Annotated in this window: 14 protein-coding genes; 7 read left to right on the forward strand and 7 right to left on the reverse strand. The window is 68.5% G+C overall.

Annotation, left to right across the window (positions count from 1 at the left end; all coding sequences use genetic code 11):
- Window positions 1-24 precede the first annotated feature (24 nt).
- Window positions 25-2,397, reverse strand: a complete 2,373-nt coding sequence (locus FHS34_RS21525; protein WP_184967836.1) for a DUF6049 family protein — start codon at window positions 2,395-2,397, stop codon at window positions 25-27.
- A 259-nt stretch (window positions 2,398-2,656) separates the two neighbouring features.
- Here FHS34_RS21525 and FHS34_RS21530 point away from each other — a divergent pair, with 259 nt between their 5' ends.
- The gene (locus FHS34_RS21530; RefSeq protein ID WP_184967838.1) at window positions 2,657-4,099 is read left to right on the forward strand and encodes a CCA tRNA nucleotidyltransferase; all 1,443 of its coding nucleotides are present in this window, start codon (window positions 2,657-2,659) and stop codon (window positions 4,097-4,099) included.
- Between the two features lie 137 nt (window positions 4,100-4,236).
- Here the strand turns inward: FHS34_RS21530 and FHS34_RS21535 are convergent, their stop codons facing one another.
- The 3 genes from FHS34_RS21535 to FHS34_RS21545 all read right to left on the reverse strand — a co-directional run bounded on the left by FHS34_RS21535 (window position 4,237) and on the right by FHS34_RS21545 (window position 7,408).
- Window positions 4,237-5,499 (reverse strand): MFS transporter, encoded by a 1,263-nt coding sequence (locus FHS34_RS21535; RefSeq protein ID WP_184967840.1) that lies wholly within the window; start codon window positions 5,497-5,499, stop codon window positions 4,237-4,239.
- A gap of 99 nt (window positions 5,500-5,598) precedes the next feature.
- Complete coding sequence (locus tag FHS34_RS21540; RefSeq protein ID WP_184967841.1) at window positions 5,599-6,681, reverse strand: inositol-3-phosphate synthase; 1,083 nt, start codon at window positions 6,679-6,681, stop codon at window positions 5,599-5,601.
- Window positions 6,682-6,724: 43 nt separating this feature from the next.
- The gene (locus FHS34_RS21545) at window positions 6,725-7,408 is read right to left on the reverse strand and encodes a PadR family transcriptional regulator (RefSeq protein WP_184967843.1); all 684 of its coding nucleotides are present in this window, start codon (window positions 7,406-7,408) and stop codon (window positions 6,725-6,727) included.
- Between the two features lie 789 nt (window positions 7,409-8,197).
- Here FHS34_RS21545 and FHS34_RS21550 point away from each other — a divergent pair.
- Together FHS34_RS21550 and FHS34_RS21555 are read left to right on the forward strand one after the other, a co-directional pair.
- The gene (locus FHS34_RS21550; protein WP_184967845.1) at window positions 8,198-10,498 is read left to right on the forward strand and encodes a transglycosylase domain-containing protein; all 2,301 of its coding nucleotides are present in this window, start codon (window positions 8,198-8,200) and stop codon (window positions 10,496-10,498) included.
- A gap of 128 nt (window positions 10,499-10,626) precedes the next feature.
- Window positions 10,627-12,180 carry a glycosyltransferase family 87 protein gene (locus FHS34_RS21555; protein ID WP_184967847.1) on the forward strand — a complete coding sequence of 518 codons (1,554 nt, stop codon included), beginning with the start codon at window positions 10,627-10,629 and terminating at the stop codon, window positions 12,178-12,180.
- 101 nt (window positions 12,181-12,281) lie between these two features.
- Here FHS34_RS21555 and FHS34_RS21560 read toward each other — a convergent pair whose 3' ends face one another.
- From FHS34_RS21560 to FHS34_RS21570, 3 genes are all read right to left on the reverse strand, one after another.
- Window positions 12,282-13,313, reverse strand: coding sequence for an alanine racemase (locus FHS34_RS21560; protein ID WP_184967849.1), 1,032 nt, complete (start codon window positions 13,311-13,313; stop codon window positions 12,282-12,284).
- 85 nt (window positions 13,314-13,398) lie between these two features.
- Window positions 13,399-14,520, reverse strand: a complete 1,122-nt coding sequence (gene femX, locus FHS34_RS21565) for a peptidoglycan bridge formation glycyltransferase FemX (RefSeq protein WP_184967851.1) — start codon at window positions 14,518-14,520, stop codon at window positions 13,399-13,401.
- Window positions 14,521-14,639: 119 nt separating this feature from the next.
- The gene (locus FHS34_RS21570; protein WP_184967853.1) at window positions 14,640-14,954 is read right to left on the reverse strand and encodes a hypothetical protein; all 315 of its coding nucleotides are present in this window, start codon (window positions 14,952-14,954) and stop codon (window positions 14,640-14,642) included.
- Window positions 14,955-15,226: 272 nt separating this feature from the next.
- On the opposite strand from FHS34_RS21570, the gene rpsF reads away from it, so the two are divergent.
- The 4 genes from rpsF (at window position 15,227) to rplI (ending at window position 16,948) form a co-directional block, all read left to right on the forward strand.
- Window positions 15,227-15,517 carry a 30S ribosomal protein S6 gene (gene rpsF / locus FHS34_RS21575; RefSeq protein ID WP_184967855.1) on the forward strand — a complete coding sequence of 97 codons (291 nt, stop codon included), beginning with the start codon at window positions 15,227-15,229 and terminating at the stop codon, window positions 15,515-15,517.
- 81 nt (window positions 15,518-15,598) lie between these two features.
- The gene (locus FHS34_RS21580; protein ID WP_184967856.1) at window positions 15,599-16,189 is read left to right on the forward strand and encodes a single-stranded DNA-binding protein; all 591 of its coding nucleotides are present in this window, start codon (window positions 15,599-15,601) and stop codon (window positions 16,187-16,189) included.
- Between the two features lie 57 nt (window positions 16,190-16,246).
- On the forward strand, window positions 16,247-16,483 hold the full coding sequence (rpsR, locus tag FHS34_RS21585; protein ID WP_003949403.1) for a 30S ribosomal protein S18: 237 nt from the start codon (window positions 16,247-16,249) through the stop codon (window positions 16,481-16,483).
- Window positions 16,484-16,501: 18 nt separating this feature from the next.
- Window positions 16,502-16,948: a 50S ribosomal protein L9 gene (rplI, locus tag FHS34_RS21590; protein WP_184967858.1), complete on the forward strand. Its 447-nt coding sequence runs from the start codon at window positions 16,502-16,504 to the stop codon at window positions 16,946-16,948.
- Window positions 16,949-16,999 lie beyond the last annotated feature (51 nt).

Below are 16,999 nucleotides of genomic sequence, written 5' to 3' on the forward strand. Positions count from 1 at the left end.
CGGGCCCACCGGCCACGACATCGCTCAACGGTCCACTCTCTCACCCGTCCCGGACGGGTCGGCGCTTTCCGGTGCGGTGTCCGGCGCAGGGTCACTCGGCTGCTCCGGGTCATCTGCTCCGGAGGCGGAGTCGGATTCCTCGGGGAGACGGTCCCCGGGCGCTTCGGGGTTCCCGGGCTCGTCCGGGCCCTCTCCCGCCGTGCCGGGGCCGTCCTCGTCCGTCTGCCGGGCGGCGGCACGCTTGCGCTGGGTGTACATCCGGAAGCCGGCGAGGACGAGGAGCAGTACTCCACCGCCGATGACCAGCATGACCGTGGGGGTGACCTCGGTGACCTTCACGTCGAAGCTGACGGGGTCGCCGTACTTGCGGCCGTCCTCGGTGTACAGCTGGGCGATGACCGCGACACGGCCGTTGGCGTTGGCCGAGGTGGTGAATTTCACCGACTGGCTGTGCCCGCCGGAGATCTCCACGGGCTGCTCGTAGTAGGCCTTGTCGCCGATCTTCAGACGGGTCGGCATGGTCGACTCCAGGCGCAGCACCAGGTGGCCGACGGGCTGCACGAGGTTGTTCTGGACCGTCACCGGGATCGTGGCGCTGCGGCCCGAGAGCTTGGTCTCGGACTTGTCGATCAGCTTGACCTGGTCGGCCAGCTCGTCGAGCCATGCCTCCACGGCGCCGCGGTAGCTGTCCGCCTCGCCGCCGCGGCCACGCCAGGACGTGGACATCTCCCGGTTTATGGCCCGTCCGAAGGGGGTGACCACGCGGGACTGGTCGGTGAGGACCACGCGGAAGCTGTCGAGCTTGTCCTGGGTGCGGGCGATCTGCTCGAAGGCCGTCCGCGGGAGCTCCTGCCGGCGCAGCGAGGAGGGGTAGGCGGACGTCGACGGGATGCGGGTGGTGGCGTCCGGGTCGGGCTTGTCCTTGGAGGTCGCGGTGAGGTCCTGGGGCAGGGACCAGGTGCCGCCCTGGAGCGCCGTCAGCGCTGCCGCCATCGCCTGTGCCTGGCTGGCCGTGGGCGTGCGCTGCGGGGCGACGACGATGCTGCGCTGCTCGTCCGTCTGCGTGTTCAGCTGCAGGCTCAGGGCCAGGAACTGCTGCACGGCGAGGGTGGCCGAGCCCGCCTTCGTCAGGTCGCCCTCGAACGCCGTGGACAGCCTGGAATCGGCGACCACGGCCGTGGTGCCTCCGCCGACCGGGCGGGCGGCGGACGGTGTGTACGACAGTCCGGCGGTCTCCCGGAGGCTGTCGCTGCGGGCGATCACCCGGTCGGCTCCGGCGGAGGTCGCGACCTTCATGATCGACGGGTCCACGGCGCCGTTCACCGGCCAGGCGAAGTCGGTGCTCGGTGTGACGTGCAACACGGTCTTGACAGTGGTCGCGGCCACGTCGGTGGCGTCCTTGAGGTGGCTGAGCGAGCCGGTGACGCTGGTGCCCTTGTGCGCCAGGGAGGCGAGGTCCGGGTCGGCGAAGGGCAGCGCGACGACCTCCTTGCCGGCCACCGCCTTCTGCAGGGAGGCCAGCCACTGCTTGGCGACCGCCTGGTGCTCCCGCGAGCCGGGCGTGCTGGTGCCGCCGGCGCCCTGGAGCCGGTAGTTGCCCACCGCCATCGCGTCGACCGAGGCCAGCAGGTCCGGGTCGATCACCCAGGTGACGTCGAGGTCCTTGCCCAGCTCCACCATCTGCGCCAGCCGGCCGCCCGGTACCAGATCCTTGGCCAGGTCGTCGTCGAGGAACTCCGGCGTCTGCAGATCGCCCGCGCCCGTCTTGGCCGTCATGTGGACCGTGGAGAGCAGCGGCCACAGGAACGTCGTCTTCGTCTTGGTGTCGGCGTCCGAGGGCTGCCACGGCAGGAACGTCCGCCGGATGCCCAGGGGCTGGTCCCAGGGCTGGGCGGAGGTCTGGCCGGACAGGGCGACCCCGAGTTCATAGACCCCGTCCTCGCCGAGGTCGAGCTTGTCCACGGGGACGGAGATGCTGAAGTGCTCGGCGACGCCCGGGGCCAGCTTGTCGAAGTCCTCCTCGTACTTCCCGCCGATCTCCGAGCCGGAGCTGCCCTGCACTTCGTCGGAGTGCCGGGCCACGGAGTCGATGGCCGACCGGGTGGTCAGCGGGGAGCCCACCTGAAGGCCCACATGGGCGTGGGTGACGGTCTGCTTGCCGTTGTTGGTCACCGTGCCGGACACGGTCAGCGTGTCGCCGTCCGTGGGAGCACTGGGGCTGAGCGCGTCCACGGAGACCGACACCGTGTCGGAGGAGGCGGCCTGCGCGGGTCCGGCGGCCGGCAACTGGAGCAGACCTGCCAGCAGCGGTGTCCCCGCGAGAAGTGCTCCGGCCCGCCGCAGCCATCGGCGGGCAGGTGAGGCACTGGTCCCCTGGAAGTCAGCCGCCTCGGCCACGCGCTCGCCCGTCCCTCGTCGTCGTCAGTGGTCGTCGGAATGTGCGTCCCCGCATGGTAACGATGCGCGCGGAACGGAAGTGCCGCGGTCTCCTCCACAAGATCAGGAGGACGGCCCTCAGCCGTCCTCTATATCCAGTATCGAGGGGAGAGCGGACGTACGCCGTGAAGGGCAGCACTTGCACGGGTATGCAGGGACCTGTACGTGCCCTATTAATGCGGGCGCCCCTGGTCGCGCGGGACACGTACCCTCTTCTGTTGTGCCGAACCCGAACGAAGACACTCCCTCTGCCCTGAGCCAGGCGCAGCAGCGCGCGGTCACCGAGCTGCTGCGGGTGGCCCCCGTCGCCGACGATCTCGCCCGCCGATTCCAGGAGGCCGGGTTCTCGCTCGCCCTGGTCGGCGGATCGGTCCGCGACGCGCTGCTCGGCCGGCTCGGCAATGACCTGGACTTCACCACGGACGCCCGACCCGAGGACGTACTGAAGATCGTCCGGCCATGGGCGGACGCCGTCTGGGAGGTGGGGATCGCCTTCGGTACGGTCGGCGCGCACAAGGGCGGCTACCAGATCGAGATCACCACCTACCGGTCCGAGGCCTACGACCGCACCTCCCGCAAGCCGGAGGTGTCGTACGGCGACTCCATCGGGCAAGACCTGGTCCGGCGTGACTTCACCGTGAACGCGATGGCCGTGGCCCTGCCGGAGAAGGAGTTCATCGACCCGCACGGCGGTCTGGAGGACCTCGCGGCGCGTGTGCTGAGGACGCCGGGCACGCCCGAGGAGTCCTTCTCGGACGACCCGCTGCGGATGATGCGGGCCGCCCGGTTCGCCGCCCAGCTGGACTTCGAGGTCGCCCCCGAGGTCGTCACCGCCATGACGGAGATGGCCGGGCGCCTCGAGATCGTCTCGGCGGAGCGGGTGCGGGACGAGCTGAACAAGCTGGTCCTGTCCGCGAACCCGCGCAAGGGTCTGGCGTTGCTTGTCCACACCGGGCTCGCCGCGCATGTCCTGCCCGAGCTGCCGGCGCTGCGGCTGGAGCGTGACGAGCACCACCGGCACAAGGACGTCTACGAGCACACGTTGATCGTTCTGGAGCAGGCGATCGCTCTGGAGCAGGACGGTCCGGACCTCACCCTGCGGCTGGCCGCGCTGCTGCACGACATCGGCAAGCCGCGCACCCGCCGCTTCGAGGAGGACGGCCGGGTCTCGTTCCACCACCACGAGATGGTCGGCGCCAAGATGACCAAGAAGCGCATGACTGCCTTGAAGTACTCCAACGAGCTGGTGAAGGACGTCTCCCGGCTGGTCGAACTGCACCTGCGCTTCCACGGCTACGGCACCGGGGAATGGACGGACTCGGCTGTCCGCCGGTACGTCCGTGACGCGGGCCCACTGCTGGACCGTCTGCACAAGCTGACCCGTTCCGACTGCACCACGCGCAACAAGCGCAAGGCGGTCGCCCTGTCCCGGGCCTACGACGGTCTGGAGGAGCGCATCACCCAGCTGAAGGAGCAGGAGGAGCTGGACGCCATTCGGCCCGACCTCGACGGCAACCAGATCATGGAGATCCTGGGAGTCGGCCCGGGCCCCGCCGTGGGCAAGGCGTACAAGCACATGCTGGAGCTGCGCCTGGAGAACGGCCCGATGGAGCACGGAGACGCGGTGTCGGCGCTCAAGGATTGGTGGGCCGCGCAGAGCTGATCCCGACCTGGTGGATGTTTCACGTGAAACATCCACCAGGGCCGGTGCTGCCGCAACAGTGACGCCGAGGGGCGATGTTTCACGTGAAACATCGCCCCTCGCTCTGTCTCGGCCCGCTGGAGCCCGTGCTCGCGGGATCACCGCCGCTCGAAGCGGCCCAGGGCCACGGTGATCACTCCGTAGAGGACGCCGACGAGAACAACCAGCACCGTCGAGCGGCCGTCCGGTGGAAGCATCAGTGCCGCCACCCCTGCCGCCCCGACGAAGGCGACATTGAAGAGGACGTCGTACACGGAGAAGATCCGGCCGCGGAAGTTGTCCTCGACGCGGGCCTGGACGATCGTGTCCGTGGCGATCTTGGCTCCCTGGGTGATCAGGCCGAGGACGAAGGCGGCGACCATGAGCGGGCCGGTGGCGAACGGAAGACCCAGGGCGGGTTCCAGCACCATGGCCGCGCCGGAACACACCATGATCCAGCGGACGGGGCCGAGCCGTCCCACCGCCCAGGGCGTCACCACGGCCGCCGCGAAGAACCCCGCGCCGGACAGTGCCAGCGCCGGCCCGAGCAGCCGCAGTCCTTCCTCGGGGGTGTCCGCGAGGGCGTAGCGGCAGAGCATGAGCAGCAGGACGAGGAGCGCGCCGTAGCAGAAGCGCATCAGCGTCATCGCGGCCAGGGCCCAGGCCGCTTCTCTGCGCCGGGGTGAGGCCAGGTGCCGGACGGCGGCGACCAGCTCGCGTGCGGTCTCGGCGAGTGTCGTACCGAGACCGGGCCGTTCCGGGTGGCGGTCGGGACCGAGCAGGCCGGGAGGCAGGCGCAGGGAGGCGAGGCTCGCGCACAGATAGAGGAAGGCGCCGAGCAGGACGACCGCCGCGTCGGAGCCCGACGCCACCAGCCGCACGCCGAAGGCCAGGCCCCCGCCGGCGGTCGCGGCTAGCGTGCCGGCCGTCGGGGAGAGCGAGTTGGCCAGCACCAGACGCTCGGCGTCGACGACCCGGGGCAGGGCGGCGGACAGCCCCGCGAGGACGAAGCGGTTGACGGCTGTGACACACAGCGCGGAGACGTAGAAGAGCCAGTCGGGCGCGGGGCCGATCATCAGTACGGCGGTGGCCGCGGCCAGGAGGGACCTCAGCAGATTGCCGTACACGAAGACCTGCCGACGCCGCCAGCGGTCCAGCAGGACGCCGGCGAAGGGGCCGACCAGCGAGTAGGGGAGCAGCAGGACCGCCATCGCCGAGGCGATCGCGGTGGCCGAGGTCTGCTTCTCCGGGGAGAAGACGACGTAGGCGGCGAGCGCGACCTGGAAGACGCCGTCGGCGCCCTGGGACAGGAGACGGATGTACAGCAGGTGCCGGAAGTGCCGCAGGCGCACCAGCAGACGCAGGTCACGTACGACGGGCATGGGCGACAGCCTCACATGTGCGGAAGGTCCCCGGGTCAGGGAACCCGGGGACCTTCACCGCCCTGGCAGGAGCGTTCTCGTGCGAGTGGTCTCAGCGCCTCAGCGCTCGACCTCGCCGCGGATGAACTTCTCGACGTTCACGCGGGCCTCGTCGTCGAAGTACTGGACCGGCGGGGACTTCATGAAGTAGGAGGAGGCCGACAGGATCGGGCCGCCGATGCCGCGGTCCTTGGCGATCTTCGCGGCGCGCAGGGCGTCGATGATGACACCCGCGGAGTTCGGGGAGTCCCAGACCTCGAGCTTGTACTCAAGGTTCAGCGGGACGTCACCGAAGGCACGGCCCTCGAGGCGGACGTAGGCCCACTTGCGGTCGTCCAGCCAGGCCACGTAGTCGGACGGGCCGATGTGGACGTTCTTCTCGCCGAGGTCCCGGTCGGGGATCTGGGAGGTGACGGCCTGCGTCTTGGAGATCTTCTTGGACTCAAGGCGCTCGCGCTCGAGCATGTTCTTGAAGTCCATGTTGCCGCCGACGTTCAGCTGCATCGTGCGGTCGAGGATGACACCGCGGTCCTCGAACAGCTTCGCCATGACGCGGTGCGTGATGGTGGCGCCGACCTGGGACTTGATGTCGTCACCGACGATCGGGACGCCCGCCTCGGTGAACTTGTCCGCCCACTCCTTGGTGCCGGCGATGAAGACCGGGAGGGCGTTGACGAAGCCGACCTTGGCGTCGATGGCGCACTGGGCGTAGAACTTCGCCGCGTCCTCGGAGCCCACGGGGAGGTAGCAGACCAGGACGTCGACCTGCTTGTCCTTCAGGACCTGGACGACGTCGACCGGCTCGTCGGCCGACTCCTCGATGGTGGCACGGTAGTACTTGCCGAGACCGTCGAGGGTGTGGCCGCGCTGGACGGTGACACCGGTGCTGGGCACGTCGCAGATCTTGATGGTGTTGTTCTCGGAGGCGCCGATCGCGTCCGCGAGGTCGAGGCCGACCTTCTTGGCGTCCACGTCGAAGGCGGCGACGAACTCGACGTCCTTGACGTGGTAGTCACCGAACTGCACGTGCATCAGGCCGGGGACCTTGGACGCCGGGTCGGCGTCCTTGTAGTACTCGACGCCCTGCACCAGCGACGCGGCGCAGTTGCCCACGCCGACGATGGCTACGCGAACCGAACCCATTCCGGTTGCTCCCTGTGTGTACGAGTGAGGCCCTGACTGGGTCTCACGTGGCGGTGTCGTCGGGCGTATCCGTGCGGGGGGTTTCCCCGCCACGGGGCAGGCCGCCCGTCGATCCAGTGGTGGTGTCCTGCTGAGCGGTCCCCCCGGACGCGGAACCTCTCAGGTCCCGTCCGGCCCGCTCGCTCTCGATGAGCTCGTTCAGCCAGCGCACTTCGCGCTCCACGGACTCCATTCCGTGGCGCTGGAGCTCAAGCGTGTAGTCGTCGAGGCGTTCCCGGGTGCGCGCCAGCGAGGCGCGCATCTTCTCCAGGCGCTCCTCCAGGCGGCTGCGCCGGCCCTCCAGGACGCGCATGCGCACATCGCGCGAGGTCTGCCCGAAGAAGGCGAACCGTGCGGCGAAGTGCTCGTCCTCGTAGGCGTCGGGGCCGGTCTGCGAGAGCAGTTCCTCGAAGTGCTCCTTACCTTCTGCCGTCAATCGATACACGATCTTCGCGCGGCGTCCGGCGAGAGAGGCGGTGAGGGCGTCTTCCTGGGCGTTTCCCGGTTCCTCGATCAGCCAGCCGTTGGTGACCAGTGTCTTGAGGCAGGGGTACAGCGTCCCGTAGCTGAACGCACGGAACACACCCAGTGAAGTATTAAGTCGTTTGCGCAGCTCATAGCCGTGCATCGGGGACTCCCGCAGCAGGCCGAGCACGGCGAACTCAAGGATGCCGGAGCGCCGGCTCATCGTCGCCTCCTCTCGGCCCGTCGGGTCGTTCCCGCAGGTCTCGCAGTTCCTGTCAGCGTCTTTATCTCGCGCTGATGTATCGACTCGATACATCCCGACGATAGAACGGCCCGCCGCGGGCGACAAGGGGGACGGCGGTGAACGGGATCACATCACCGATTCGTAGGAGGCAAGTTGCCTGTTTTGGGGTGAACTTCGGGGCTCGGCAGGTTTTGGTGGTGCGTAGTCTGTGCGGCATGCACACCACCGGGAACCGCGTGACGCCTGGGGAGCGTCGTCGTCCCCGGTGCAGTACGGGTGAATGCAGGACCGACCACATCCGTACTTCGGGGGGACCGGAAACCAGCCGCCGTTCCAGGCGCGCACGGGTGCGCCTGCCCGAGGAGTAATCGTTCGATGAGCGAGCACCGTCGCAAACCGCCGCAGCCGCAGGAAGGCGGACGTGCCGCGGCCCGACGCGGCCAGTCCGGCTCGTCCTCCGGCCGCCGCGCGGCACCGCGAGGCGCCACCGGGTCTTCCGCCGACTCTTATGGGTCCCGTTCCCATGGGGCGGAGTCCGCTGACTCGGGGGGTGAGGAGCGCCCCTTCGGCAGCCGTGCGGAAGCACGCCGAGCGGCGCAGAAAGGCGGTCGCCGCAGAGCGGCCGACAACACGGGTCCCGGCGGCCGGCGCGGCGGTCCGGGCGGGCCGTCCGGGCCCGGCCGCGGCAAGGGCCGTGCCACGACGGCCCCGGGCAAGAAGCGGTTCATCGACTATCCCAGGGTCGGCAAGCACGGCTGGCGGCGCTGGGTGCCGTCCTGGAAGCTGGTCAGCGGGCTGTTCCTCGGCTTCGTCGGCAGCCTTGTGGTGATGGTCGGCGTCGGCTACGCGATGGTCTCGATCCCGAACGAGAACGACGCGGCCAAGTCCCAGAACAACGTCTACTACTGGGCCGACGGCAAGCAGATGGTGGCCACCGGCACCGGTGTGAACCGGCAGAACGTCAGCATCGACCAGATCCCCGAGGCGATGCAGTTCGCGGTGATCTCCGCCGAGAACAAGTCCTTCTACAAGGACTCGGGTGTCGACCCCATGGGCATCGCGCGCGCCATGGTGAACATGGCACGGGGCGGCCAGACGCAGGGTGGATCGACGATCACCCAGCAGTACGTGAAGAACACGTACCTCAGCCAGGAGCAGTCGGTCACCCGGAAGTTCAAGGAGATGTTCATCTCCATAAAGGTGGGCGCGAAGCTCGACAAAGACCAGATCATGCAGGGGTACCTGAACACCTCGTACTTCGGCCGGGGCGCGTACGGCATCCAGGCCGCGGCGCAGACCTACTACGGCAAGAACGCGGTCGACCTCGAGCCGAGCGAGTGCGCCGTGCTCGCGGCCCTGCTCAAGGGCCCCACGTACTACGACCCGGCGGGCAACCAGGACCTCGACAAGTCGGCGACGCCGCAGGCGAACGAGAAGCGCTCCAAGGACCGCTGGGCCTGGATTCTCGGCGAGATGCACAAGGACAAGCACCTCACCGATGCCCAGTACCAGACGGCCTTGGCCAAGTACCCCAGGCCCGACGGCCGCAAGGCGACCAAGGGCATGAACGGCCAGATCAGCTACCTGGCCGATACGGCGAAGAAGTACGTCCTCGCGCACTCCGACATCACGGAGGCGCAGTTCGACAAGGGCGGCTACCAGATCTACACGACCTTCGACAAGGCCAAGGTCAACGCCTTGTCCAAGGCCGTGAAGAACGTCCAGCAGGAGCGCCTCGACCCGAAACACCGTGACCTGGACAAGTACGTCCAGTTCGGTGCGGCCTCGGTGAAGCCCAAGGACGGGGCGATCGTCGCCCTCTACGGCGGTGACGGCTACGAGAACGGGCACTTCACCAACAACGCGGACACCTCGGGTGTCCCCGTGGGATCGACCTGGAAGCCCTTCGTGCTGGCCGCGGCCATGGAGTACGGCACCTACAAGTCCGAGGGCGAGGGTGTCTCCCCGCTGAGCAAGTACAACGGCAACGACCACCTCAAGGTCCAGAAGCCGGACGGGACGTACTTCCTCAACAAGGACAACTCGTACTTCTACCAGAACAACGAGAGCGACCATCCCTGGGGCTACATCACCCTGCGCAAGGCGATGGAACAGTCCGTCAACACGCCGTTCGTGCAGCTCGGTGTCGATGTGGGGATGACGAAGGTGAGGGACGTCGCCAAGGCGTCCGGCATCCTCGACGCGAGCATGTCGCAGGACCTCAACCCGTCCTTCGCCATCGGTACGTCCACGCCCAGCGCGATCCGCATGGCCGACGCCTACGCGACGTTCGCCGCGTCCGGGCAGCAGACAGACCCCTACTCCGTGACCGCCCTCAAGGTGAACGGCGCCGACGCGCCCAGCTTCGTCAAGCCGAAGCCGGCCCCGAAGGACGCGATGGACCCGAACATCGCCAACAACGTCACGGACGTCCTGCAGAACGTCATCCAGAACGGTACGGGTACGAAGGCCAAGGACCTCGGCCGTACCGCGGCGGGCAAGACCGGTACCACCGACGAGAACAAGTCGGCCTGGTTCGTCGGCTACACCCCGCAGCTGTCGACCTCGGTGGCGATGTTCCGCGAGAACCCCAAGAACCACAAGCTGCTCTCCATGAACGGCACGGCGAACACGGACTCCATCCACGGTGGTGACATCCCGACGCTGGTGTGGACCGAGTACATGAAGGCCGCGCTCAAGGGCCAGAACGACCCCGGCTTCCCGAAGGCCACGGAGATCGGCACGGTCCAGAACGAGGCGGGCGCGCCTACCCCGACCCCGAGCGTCACCTTCACCCCGACCCCGACACCGAGCGACACGCCGACCCCGACGCCGACCCCGACGACCCCCACGCCGACCCCCTCGGCGAGCGAGTCCTGCGGCTTCGGCTGGGGCAAAAAATGCAACGACAACGGCATCGGCGGCCCCGACACAGGTGGCACCGACGGAGGAACCACGCCGACGCCCACGGGCACGGAATCAACCGGAACCGGGACCAGCGGAGGCAATGGCAACGGCAACGGGAACGGCAATCCCACCGGAGGATTCTTCGGAGGCCAGGACGGTTAGTCCGGTGATCCGACCGGCGGGCGACCATATCGCCCGCCGGGGGTGTTTCACGTGAAACAGGGCCGCCGCACCCACGAGGTGTGGCGGCCCTCGGCGTATTCCCAGACAGGTACGGCAGGATGTGCCCCATGCCCAGTGCAGAGATGACGCCCGCGAGCATGCACGAGCCCGAGCCCGTGCGGCCCGCCGCGGCAGAGCCGGTGCAGCCGACCAGAGAGGACAAGGTCGCCGCCGCCGGCAGTGAGCTGATCGGCGGTCCCCTGGGGCGGCACGCCCTGCTCGGGACCTCCTGGTGGACCCCCGTACGCGTCGTGGCGCTCGTGGCGATCGGTATGTTCGCCCTCGGCCTGGTCCAGAAGGCACCCTGCTACGACGGCGCCTGGTTCTTCGGAGCGAGCAGCCAGTACACGCACGCCTGCTACTCGGACATCCCGCACCTCTACCAGGGCCGCGGGTTCGCCGATCACCTCGTGCCGTACTTCGACAAGCTCCCCGGCGACATGGACTACCTCGAATACCCGGTACTCACCGGAGTGTTCATGGAGGTGGCCTCCTGGCTGACCCCGCACAGCGGATCCATCCAGCACCAGGAGCAGTGGTACTGGTTCGTCAACGCCGGAATGCTGATGGTGTGCGCCGCCGTCATCGCCGTGTGTGTGGCCCGCACCCACCGCCGACGCCCCTGGGACGGCCTGCTGGTGGCCCTGGCGCCCGCCTTCGCGCTGACCGCGACCATCAACTGGGACCTGCTGGCGGTGGCGCTGACGGCCGCCGCGATGCTGATGTGGTCGCGGGGCCGGGCCCTCGCCTTCGGCGTCCTCCTGGGGCTCGCCACGGCCGCCAAGCTGTATCCCGCCCTGCTGCTCGGCCCGCTGCTGGTGCTGTGCTGGCGGACCGGCAAATGGCGGGCGTTCTTCCAGGCCGCGGGCGGCGCGGTGGGCGCCTGGCTCCTGGTGAACCTGCCCGTGATGCTCACGCACGACGCGACGGGCTTCCACATCCGCGAGGGCTGGGCGAAGTTCTACACCTTCAGCAAGGAGCGCGGCGTCGACTTCGGCTCCTTCTGGCTGATCTGGGCGCAGAACTCCAGCAACCCGCCCACCACCGACTTCGTCAACAGCGCGGCCACCGTGCTGGTGGTGCTCGGCTTCCTCGGCGTCGCCGCGCTGACGTTCACCGCACCGCGCCGGCCGCGCTTCGCCCAGCTGGCCTTCCTGATGGTGGCCGCCTTCGTCCTCACCAACAAGGTCTACTCCCCGCAGTACGTCCTGTGGCTGGTGCCGCTGGCGGTCCTCGCCCGGCCCAAGTGGCGGGACTTCCTCATCTGGCAGGCGTGCGAGGTGGCGTACTTCCTGGGCATCTGGATGTACCTCGCCTACACGACCAGCGGGGACGCCCACAAGGGCCTTCCGACGCAGGGCTACCACTGGGCGATCGCGGTACACCTGCTGGGCACGCTGTACCTGTGTGCCGTGGTCGTACGGGACATCTTCATGCCGGAACGGGACGTGGTGCGCCGCTCGGGCGACGACGATCCCTCCGGTGGAGTGCTCGACGGCGCGGAGGACGCGTTCGTGCTCGGTGCGGCGGCCCACCCGCCGCGGCACGCCGCCCAGATCGAGGGGGCCCAAGTGGACTGGGGACGGCCGGAGACGCTGTCCCACGAAGAGCGTTCGCTCTGAGCGAACGGACGTCCCGCCTCGTCGGCCCTACGGGCCGGCCGTCACGCAGAAGGCCGTATCCGGAGCATCCGGATACGGCCTTCTCGCTGTCCTGAACGGGGTCAGCGGTCCACGAGGCGGTCGAACTGGGTCGTGGTGTGCCGCAGATGGGCCACCAGCTCGTCGCCGACCTTCGGCTCGGGAGCGTCCGACGGCACGAAGAGGATCGACACCTGCATGTGCGGCGGCTCGGCGAACCAGCGCTGCTTGCCGCCCCAGACGAACGGAGAAAGGTTCCGGTTGACGGTGGCGAGCCCGGCCCGGGCGACGCCCTTGGCGCGCGGCATGACCCCGTGCAGGGCCTTCGGGGCCTCCAGGCCCACCCCGTGCGACGTACCGCCCGCCACGACCACCAGGAAGCCGTCGGAGGCCGCCTTCTGCTGCCGGTAGCCGAACCGGTCGCCCTTCGCCACGCGGGTGACGTCCAGGACGGCGCCGCGGTACTCGGTGGCGTCGTGGTCCCCCAGCCACAGCCGCGTGCCGATGCGGGCGCGGAACCGGGTCTGCGGGAACTGCTGCTGGAGCCGGGCCAGCTCGTCCGCCTTGAGGTGGCTGACGAACATCGTGTGCAGCGGCAGCCGTGCCGCGCGCAGCCGGTCCATCCAGCCGATGACCTCCTCGACGGCGTCCGAGCCGTCGGTGCGGTCCAGCGGCAGGTGGATGGCGAAGCCCTCCAGGCGGACGTTCTCTATGGCCTGGTGCAGCTGCGGCAGCTCGTGCTCGCTGATGCCGTGCCGCTTCATCGAGGACATCACCTCGATGACGACACGGGCACCCACGAGGCCGTAGACGCCGTCGATCGACGACACCGAGCGCACCACCCGGTCGGGCAGCGGTACGGGCTCCTCGCCGCGCCGGTACGGGGTCAGTACCAGCAGGTCACCGCCGAACCAGTCCTTGATGCGCGCGGCCTCGTACGTGGTGCCGACGGCGAGCAGGTCGGAACCGAGCCGCGTGGCCTCCTCCGAGAGCCGTTCGTGCCCGAAGCCGTAGCCGTTGCCCTTGCAGACCGGGACGAGTCCCGGGAACTGCTCCTGCACGTGCTTGTGGTGCGCCCGCCAGCGCGCGGTGTCGACGTAGAGCGTGAGCGCCATGGCCGGACCCGGAACCTTTCTCGTGGCTGGGGTGGATCAGAGGTGTGAGAGCTGTGGAGGCTATGGAATCAAACGCCCGCGCGGCTCAGCGGCGCGACATGTAGATGTCGAGCGCCTTGTGGAGCAGCTTGTTCAGCGGGAAGTCCCACTCGCCGAGGTACTCGGCGGCCTGGCCGCCGGTGCCGACCTTGAACTGGATCAGGCCGAAGAGGTGGTCGGTCTCGTCCAGCGAGTCGGAGATGCCGCGCAGGTCGTAGACGGTGGCACCGAGCGCGTAGGCGTCGCGCAGCATGCGCCACTGCATCGCGTTCGACGGCCGGACCTCGCGGCCGATGTTGTCCGAGGCGCCGTAGGAGTACCAGACGTGGCCGCCGACGATCAGCATCGTCGCCGCGGACAGGTTCACGCCGTTGTGGCGGGCGAAGTACAGCCGCATGCGGTTGGGGTCCTCGGTGTTGAGGGCCGTCCACATGCGCTGGAAGTACGACAGCGGGCGGGGCCGGAAGTGGTCACGCACGGCCGTGATCTCGTACAGCCGCTGCCATTCGGCCAGGTCCTGGTAGCCGCCCTGGACGACCTCGACGCCGGCCTTCTCGGCCTTCTTGATGTTGCGCCGCCACAGCTGGTTGAAGTTCTTGTGGACCTCTTCAAGGGAACGGTTCGCCAGCGGCACCTGGTAGACGTAGCGGGGCTGGACGTCACCGAAGCCGGCGCCGCCGTCCTCGCCCTGCTGCCAGCCCATACGGCGCAGCTTGTCGGCCACCTCGAAGGCGCGCGGCTCGATGAAGTCGGCCTCCAGGTCACGCAGCCGCTTGACGTCCGGGTCCTGGATGCCCTTCTTGATCGTGTCGGCGTTCCACCGGCGGATGATCACCGGCGGGCCCATCTTCACGGAGAAGGCGCCCTGCTGCTTCAGGTGCGCCAGCATCGGCTGGATCCAGTCGTCCAGGTTCGGCGCGTACCAGTTGATGACCGGGCCCTCGGGCAGATAGGCGAGGTAGCGCTTGATCTTGGGCAGCTGGCGGTAGAGAACCAGGCCCGCACCGACCATGTAGCCGGTGCGGTCGTCGAACCAGCCGAGGCTCTCCGAGCGCCACTCCGCCTTCACATCTGCCCATGCCGGGACCTGCATGTGGCTCGCCGCCTGCAGGCTCTGGATGTAGGCCAGATGCTGCTCGCGACTGATGGTCCTCAGGGTCAGGCTCATTCGGGGCGCTCCTCGGGCTGGTGTGTCCCCATGGGTACAGGGGCTCCGGCTCTCGCGCCGAAGCCTACTGCGCCTTGCGGGCGCCCCGACTGGGCGTATGGGCCTTGAGCCCGGCGAAGTCAGCCGAGGAGCCCCCCGAACAGGCCGCCGTGAGCCATGCCGATCATGAATCCGACCCCTGAGGCGCCGAGGCCGAGGATCAGGCCGAACCGCTCCCGCGTGGTCACTGAGATCCACTGTCCGTAGATGCCGACGGCGAGCCCGACCAGACCCGACCATGCGGTCAGCAGGTGCAGGCCGTGGAAGAAGGACGTGATGAAGGACAGCAGACCGAGGGCGAGGGTGAGCGCCATCAGGGCGGTCTGAAGCGGACGGGGCTTGCCGTCCGTGGCGAAGAGGGAACCGGCGACGTTGGGATGGACTGCCTGTGCCATGGGCACCTCCTGCGGAAGGCGGCGCATAGTAGCGCCGTACACACCCGACGTGTACAGAGTGAGGGTCCTCGCCCCCGGATTTCAACCGGAAGCGGGTGTGCGGGTAGTCTGTACCGTCTGCACTGGTGTCTGCCCACGCCTGCCCAGGTAACACTGCGGGGATCCTCCGGGATCCCCGATTGTCAGTGGTGGCCGATACCTTTGCGTACGCATCACAACCCTCCTGCCACGGAACGACCGTGGCCGCTGAGTCCAAAGGAGGTGGGTTCCACATGCGTCACTACGAGCTGATGGTCATCCTCGACCCCGATCTCGAGGAGCGTGCTGTCTCCCCGCTGATCGAGAACTTCCTGTCCGTCGTCCGTGACGGTGGCGGCAAGGTTGAGAAGGTCGACACCTGGGGCCGTCGTCGTCTCGCCTACGAGATCAAGAAGAAGCCCGAGGGCATCTACTCGGTCATCGACCTGCAGGCCGAGCCTGCGGTCGTCAAGGAGCTCGACCGCCAGATGAACCTGAACGAGTCGGTCCTCCGGACCAAGGTCCTCCGCCCCGAGACCCACTGAGCTCTCCCGCTCAGCTGATCTCGGGATTCGAGTAGCAGCAACCAAGCAGCCAGAGCAGCAAACCCGCCGAGAGGTTCCCCCATGGCAGGCGAGACCGTCATCACGGTCATCGGCAATCTTGTCGACGACCCCGAGCTGCGCTTCACCCCGTCCGGTGCGGCAGTCGCGAAGTTCCGCGTCGCGTCCACTCCCCGCACCTTCGACCGCCAGACGAACGAGTGGAAGGACGGCGAAAGCCTGTTCCTGACCTGCTCGGTCTGGCGTCAGGCCGCGGAGAACGTCGCCGAGTCGCTCCAGCGAGGCATGCGCGTCATCGTGCAGGGCCGGCTGAAGCAGCGGTCCTACGAGGACCGTGAGGGCGTCAAGCGCACGGTCTACGAGCTGGACGTCGAGGAAGTCGGCCCCAGCCTGCGCAATGCCACGGCCAAGGTCACCAAGACCGCCGGTGGCGGCCGCGGTGGCCAGGGCGGCTACGGCGGCGGTGGTGGCGGCGGCCAGCAGGGCGGCGGCTGGGGCGGTGGCTCCGGTGGCGGCCAGCAGGGCGGCGGCGCTCCGGCCGACGACCCCTGGGCGACCGGTGCTCCCGCCGCCGGCAACCAGGGCGGCGGCGGCTGGGGCGGCGGCTCCGGCGGCGGTGGCGGTGGCGGCTACTCGGACGAGCCCCCCTTCTAGGCCCTCGGGCCGAAGGCGGGTCGTACCCCAACTTCTTGATCACACAGGAGAAACACCATGGCGAAGCCGCCTGTGCGCAAGCCGAAGAAGAAGGTCTGCGCTTTCTGCAAGGACAAGGTCACGTACGTGGACTACAAGGACACGAACATGCTGCGGAAGTTCATTTCCGACCGCGGCAAGATCCGTGCCCGCCGCGTGACCGGCAACTGCACGCAGCACCAGCGTGACGTCGCCACGGCTGTGAAGAACAGCCGTGAGATGGCGCTGCTGCCCTACACCTCCACCGCGCGCTAAGGGAAGGGTGACCGACTCATGAAGATCATCCTCACCCACGAGGTCTCCGGCCTCGGTGCCGCTGGCGACGTCGTCGACGTCAAGGACGGCTACGCTCGCAACTACCTGATCCCGCGGAAGTTCGCTATCCGCTGGACCAAGGGCGGCGAGAAGGACGTCGAGCAGATCCGTCGTGCTCGCAAGATCCACGAGATCCAGACCATCGAGCAGGCCAACCAGGTCAAGGCCCAGCTCGAGGGCGTCAAGGTCCGTCTGGCCGTGCGTGCCGGCGACGCCGGTCGCCTCTTCGGTTCCGTCACCCAGGCCGACATCGCTTCGGCGATCAAGGCTGCCGGTGGCCCCGAGGTCGACAAGCGCCGCATCGAGGTCGCTTCGGCGATCAAGACCCTGGGCGCCCACGAGACGTCCGTGCGTCTGCACCCCGAGGTTGCCGCCAAGGTCAACATCGAGGTCGTCGCGGGCTGATCACCACGTGATCGCCGTGCTCGCTTGAGCCGGTGAAAGGGGCCGCACCCA

It is taken from the genome of Streptomyces echinatus, from assembly GCF_014203595.1.
Taxonomy (GTDB): Bacteria; Actinomycetota; Actinomycetes; order Streptomycetales; family Streptomycetaceae; genus Streptomyces; species Streptomyces echinatus.

Coding starts and splice junctions, on each gene's coding strand:
- FHS34_RS21580 (WP_184967856.1), top strand. CDS start 15,599: ATGGCAGGCGAGACCGTCATCACGGTCATCGGCAATCTTGTCGACGAC.
- rpsF (WP_184967855.1), top strand. CDS start 15,227: ATGCGTCACTACGAGCTGATGGTCATCCTCGACCCCGATCTCGAGGAG.
- rpsR (WP_003949403.1), top strand. CDS start 16,247: ATGGCGAAGCCGCCTGTGCGCAAGCCGAAGAAGAAGGTCTGCGCTTTC.
- FHS34_RS21570 (WP_184967853.1), bottom strand. CDS start 14,954: ATGGCACAGGCAGTCCATCCCAACGTCGCCGGTTCCCTCTTCGCCACG.
- femX (WP_184967851.1), bottom strand. CDS start 14,520: ATGAGCCTGACCCTGAGGACCATCAGTCGCGAGCAGCATCTGGCCTAC.
- FHS34_RS21540 (WP_184967841.1), bottom strand. CDS start 6,681: ATGGGTTCGGTTCGCGTAGCCATCGTCGGCGTGGGCAACTGCGCCGCG.
- FHS34_RS21555 (WP_184967847.1), top strand. CDS start 10,627: ATGCCCAGTGCAGAGATGACGCCCGCGAGCATGCACGAGCCCGAGCCC.
- FHS34_RS21545 (WP_184967843.1), bottom strand. CDS start 7,408: ATGAGCCGGCGCTCCGGCATCCTTGAGTTCGCCGTGCTCGGCCTGCTG.
- FHS34_RS21535 (WP_184967840.1), bottom strand. CDS start 5,499: ATGCCCGTCGTACGTGACCTGCGTCTGCTGGTGCGCCTGCGGCACTTC.
- rplI (WP_184967858.1), top strand. CDS start 16,502: ATGAAGATCATCCTCACCCACGAGGTCTCCGGCCTCGGTGCCGCTGGC.
- FHS34_RS21560 (WP_184967849.1), bottom strand. CDS start 13,313: ATGGCGCTCACGCTCTACGTCGACACCGCGCGCTGGCGGGCGCACCAC.